This window comes from Clostridium sp. DFI.1.208, assembly GCF_024463855.1.
Lineage (GTDB): Bacteria > Bacillota_I > Bacilli_A > Erysipelotrichales > Erysipelotrichaceae > Clostridium_AQ.
Map to the genome: position 1 here is coordinate 1 of NZ_JANGCA010000356.1, position 249 is coordinate 249.

At 32.5% G+C, this 249-nt stretch carries 1 protein-coding gene; it reads left to right on the forward strand.

Annotated elements, in window-relative coordinates; translation table 11 throughout:
- Nucleotides 1-249: reverse transcriptase domain-containing protein (locus NE665_RS24670; RefSeq protein ID WP_256302803.1), on the forward strand; the 249-nt coding region annotated here is incomplete at both ends.

Below are 249 nucleotides of genomic sequence, written 5' to 3' on the forward strand. Positions count from 1 at the left end.
GGAAAACAAAGAGCATTAGGAATTCCAACAGTAGTAGACCGAGTAATCCAACAAGCTATGTCTCAAGTATTAAATAAAATCTATGAGCCAATATTCAGTGAACACAGTTTTGGATATCGCCCAAGAAATGCACAAATGGCAATGGAAGAAGTATTACAATACTTAAATGAGGGATATGAATGGATAGTTGACTTAGACATTGAGAAATTCTTTGATACTGTAAATCAAGATAAGTTAATTTCAATCTTA